Raw genomic sequence first — 4,357 nt, forward strand, 5'->3', positions numbered from 1 at the left:
CCGCTAATGCATGTCGCCCAAAAGTGCGCAGCGGTTTTGGGCGAACGACATGCATCAAAACAAAGACTTAAAAGCGCGTCGCCTGAATTCGTTTTGCGCGACGCGCTTTTAAGGCATCAAGCCTTAAGCGGATCAAACCTGGAGGCTCGCTGAGACAAGCCCTCAACCCAGCTCAGCGAGCCCACGTCCCGACACATTACTCACAGGGACGGCTGCCAGCCTCGCGGGCTGGCGTTTTTTCGTAGCGCCCCTTCCGCGCGGCGCGCCTTTTGCGCGCGAAACGGCGGCGGACGCATTGAAAATCTCCGGTTTCGCAATCGGCCCGAGCCCGAAGAAGGGCGCGGCTGTCCTGACGATGGCATCGATGTCGGAGAGTTCGGCCACGAAGCCCAACGTCTCGCGCGCCAGGCCGGGGTCGGCGTAAAGCTCGGCCGGATCGCCCGGCCGGCGCGGCTTGTAGATGACCGGAACCGGCCGTGACGTGATGCGGCCGACAGCTTCGAGGATCTCCTTGATCGAAATGCCCCGGCCGGTGCCGAGATTGACGGCCAGGCTGGCGCCGCCGGCCTCCAGATGCATCAATGCCATGAGATGCGCGCGGGCGAGGTCGCTGACATGGATATAGTCGCGCACGCAGGTGCCGTCCGCAGTCTCGTAGTCGGTACCGAAGATCTCGATCGCCTCGATCATGCCGGACGCCGCCATCAGCACCCTTGGGATGAGATGGGTCTCGGGCGTGTGCCACTCGCCGAGCTCGCCTTCGGGGTCGGCGCCGCAAGCGTTGAAGTAGCGAAGGATCGCGTATTTCAGCCCATAGGCAGAGGCATAGTCCTTGATGATCTGTTCGCCCATCAGCTTGCTGCGGCCATAGGGGCTGATCGGCTTCTGCGACGCGGCCTCGCTGACCGGCAGCGCTTCCGGCACGCCGTAGGTCGCGCAGCTCGATGAGAAAATGACCTTGTCGATGCCGTTTGCCCGCGCCGCATCCAGCACCGCGATCGTGCCGCCGACATTGGTCGCGTAGTAATCCGCCGGCTCGCTGACCGACTCGCCGACATAGGCAAGGGCGGCAAAATGGATGATCGCCTGCGGCCTGTGGGCTTCGATTGCCCGCTGCAGTGAATTGCGGCCGCGTATGTCGCCGACGACCAGTGGACCCCAGGCGACGGCCGTCTGGTTGCCACGGCTTAAGTTGTCGTAGACCACCGGCAGGTAGCCCGCGGCCGACAGCAGCTTGCAAGTTTGGCTGCCGATGAAGCCGGCGCCACCCGTCACCAGAACGGGGCGGCGGGTCGTCATGCCGTCGCCTCCCTGACGGAAGACGCGTGGACTCTGCGCGGGGCGACAGGCCGGCGGCGGCCCAGCAGGGTGTCGAAATACGCCGTGGTATGGGCAAGGCCTTCGCTCAAGGCGACCTTAGGCTCCCAGCCGAGATGCTGTCTGGCGAATGAAATGTCGGGCTTGCGCTGCCTGGGGTCGTCGACGGGCAGCGGCCGGTGCACGATGCGCGAGCGCGAATTCGTATAGTCGATGACCAGCTCGGCCAATTCCATGATGGTAAACTCGACCGGGTTGCCGAGATTGACCGGGTGCAGCGGCGCCACCGGGGCATTCATCAGGCGCAAGAAGCCCTCGACCAGGTCGTCGACGAAGCAGAAGGAGCGCGTCTGCGTGCCGCTGCCATAAACGGTGATATCGTCGCCGCGCAGCGCCTGGACGATGAAGTTCGACACCACGCGGCCGTCATCGGGCTGCATGCGCGGACCATAGGTGTTGAAGATGCGCGCGACGCGGACATCGATGCCGTATGTCCTCGAATAGTCGAAGAACAGCGTCTCGGCCGAACGCTTGCCCTCGTCATAGCAGGAGCGTGGGCCGTGCGTGTTGACGTTGCCGAAATAGCCTTCCGGTTGCGGATGCACCTGCGGATCGCCATAGACTTCGGAGGTGGAAGCCTGGAAGATCTTGGCCTTGTGGCGCCTGGCAAGTTCCAAAAGGTTGATCGAGCCGAGCACGCTGGTCTTGAACGTATGGATCGGATCGGCCTGATAGTGCGGCGGGGAAGCGGGGCAGGCGAGATTGTAGATCTCGTCGACGGCGAAGTCCGCCGGCAACGCGTCGACGATATCGTGCTTGATGCAGGTAAAGGAAGCATCGTGCGCCATGCCAGCGAGATTGTGTCTTTTGCCGGTATGGAAATTGTCCAGCGCGATGACCTCATAACCGTCGAAGAGCAGCCTCTCGCACAAATGCGAGCCTAGAAATCCCGCTCCGCCGGCGACCAGCGCGCGACCGCGATCGGCACGCCTCCGTCCCGAATTGTTGTCTAGATTTAGAACCTTGATGACCCTGCCCATGGCGCCCTCATACCGCACACATTCCCCGTCCGGGCCGGGGCAACGGCGTTGCCCGACCAGGCCAAATCACGGCGATCCCTCCGCATGTGCGGAATCGCCACAACTGATGTGTTTTTTCTGAGTTCGCGGGGTCGTTGCCGTACGGCTATTTGCTGCCGCTTAGCGTCCCTTTGCCCCTAAAGTCGCGATCCACGATTATGGTTGCCACCACCGCGGACTGCTCGCCCAAATTGCACACCCAACGCATACAAAGATATACCTGCGCGCGATGTAGTCAACTAAATTAGAGTTCTATTAACCCCACACGTTTGTGATTGGTTAATCATCAGCCGGCCGCTGTGTGGTTGTCCGCCGGTTCGAAGCGGCTCGGCCTTGCCGGTTTTCGCGTGGTAATGAGCCAAGTGACTGCGGAGCCGGCAAAAGCTCGTCGAACGGCAGCAGCGAAAGCCTCAAGGTGAGCGCCCGGAAACGCGATCCGTTCTAGTCTTTCAGGTTCGGAAGTTGCTTTATGTTGCTCTTCGATCTTCCGATTCTCCGAAGAACAAGCCCGTGAAGAGGAGGAGTTCAGTCGCAAATAGGCACGCGCCTCCAGGACAGCGGAATCCAGGCGCCGCGGCGAGGAAGGACGGACGGCGCCGCTGCAGCTCGAGCATTCCGATGTGGTTTCACGCTCCTCGCAAGGGCGCCACCACTTGGAAGTGCAGAGAAAAGAAAAGCGATTTCAGCAATACAGGATGATGGCCGGATCTCCGGAAACGCTCGGTCGGCCCGCTGAGCGGCGGCATCGCGGCCGTCGCAAGACGACCGCAGGCGTTTCAGCAACGGACGCGGCCTGCGATTTCGCGGGCCACGTCCTTGCGTTGGTGGCTCCGGCATCACTCCCCGCCCATATCCTTCTTGAACTGGGCGAGATCGACCTGCATGCCGTTGAAGATGGTGCTCCAGTGGCGGGTCAAGGCGGCCATGGCGACGGCCTCCTGGATCTCTTCGTCGGTGGCGCCGGCGCGTTTGGCATTCTCGGTGTCCGACCAGACGCAATAGCTGCAGGGGATTTGTGCCGCGACCGCCAGCGAGATCAGCGACTTCACCTTCGGCGGCAGTGCCGTCTTGTCGCTGAGCTCGATGGCCTTGACCTCCGCCCATGCGCCGGGCAGACCGGCCTTCGGGAACTGCTTCACGAACCCGGGTACGCCGCCCATCGTCGACTGGATGTCCTTGATGGTGGCATCGTAGTCGTCGGCGCTCGCCGGCGCCGAGGTCAGCATGGCCGCGAGTGTGCCGGCGGCGGCGATGAGGCAAGCGGAACGAAGGCAGGAATGCACATTTGAGACGATGCGAAGGACGGACATGGTTTTCTCCTCTGGTCTTTGTTAGCCTTACGGTGTAAGGTATTTGGAACGTGAACCTTACAGTGTAAGTTGTCAAGCGACGCCATGGACTCATCGATCAAAAAAAAGCGAACCCGCGGCCGGCTGTCCCGCGAGATGATCGAGGACGCCGCATTCGACGTGATCGAGAGGGAAGGGCTCTCCGGCTTTTCGATGCGCAAGCTCGCCGCTGCGCTCGGCTGCGAGGCGATGAGCATCTACCATCACTTCCCCTCGCAGGCGCATCTCTACGAGGCGCTGGTCGACCGGCAGATGAGCCGGCTTGTGATCCCCGATGACGGCCTGCCCTGGCGCGAGCGGGCCCGTATCGGCATGCAGGAATTCCGCCGCGTCGCGACCGAGCATCCGGCCTTCGCGCCGTTCATCGTCGTCTACCGCATGAACTCGCCGCCCTGTCTTGCCAAGCTCAACGCCATCATTGGCCTGTTCGAGGACGGCGGCTTCGGGGTCGAGCTCAGCGCCCGCCTGTTCCGCGCCGCCGGCTACTATCTGATGGGCGCCATCCTCGACGAGACCGCCGGCTACGCCAAGGGGCCATCGGCGGTCACCACGGTCAGCGACGAAGAATTGGCGCGCGATTACCCAAGTGTCGTGGCGGGTGGCGCCCATTTC

Annotated in this window: 4 protein-coding genes; 1 reads left to right on the forward strand and 3 read right to left on the reverse strand. The window is 62.5% G+C overall.

The annotated features are described in order from the left end of the window. Window positions 1–162: 162 nt before the first annotated feature. From galE to EOA38_RS29140, 3 genes are all read right to left on the reverse strand, one after another. Window positions 163–1,299 carry a UDP-glucose 4-epimerase GalE gene (gene galE, locus EOA38_RS29130; protein ID WP_126094805.1) on the reverse strand — a complete coding sequence of 379 codons (1,137 nt, stop codon included), beginning with the start codon at window positions 1,297–1,299 and terminating at the stop codon, window positions 163–165. After that, a complete protein-coding gene (locus EOA38_RS29135; RefSeq protein ID WP_126094804.1) occupies window positions 1,296–2,357 on the reverse strand; it encodes a UDP-glucuronic acid decarboxylase family protein in 1,062 nt (353 codons plus the stop codon). Before EOA38_RS29135 ends, galE begins: the two co-directional genes overlap by 4 nt. Window positions 2,358–3,232: 875 nt before the next feature. Further along, the gene (locus EOA38_RS29140) at window positions 3,233–3,706 is read right to left on the reverse strand and encodes a carboxymuconolactone decarboxylase family protein (protein ID WP_126094803.1); all 474 of its coding nucleotides are present in this window, start codon (window positions 3,704–3,706) and stop codon (window positions 3,233–3,235) included. A gap of 84 nt (window positions 3,707–3,790) precedes the next feature. On the opposite strand from EOA38_RS29140, the gene EOA38_RS29145 reads away from it, so the two are divergent. Then, a partial coding sequence (locus EOA38_RS29145) for a TetR/AcrR family transcriptional regulator (protein WP_145966108.1) occupies window positions 3,791–4,357 on the forward strand: 567 nt, incomplete at its 3' end.

The organism is Mesorhizobium sp. M1E.F.Ca.ET.041.01.1.1, assembly GCF_003997355.1.
In the GTDB taxonomy this organism is placed as follows: domain Bacteria; phylum Pseudomonadota; class Alphaproteobacteria; order Rhizobiales; family Rhizobiaceae; genus Mesorhizobium.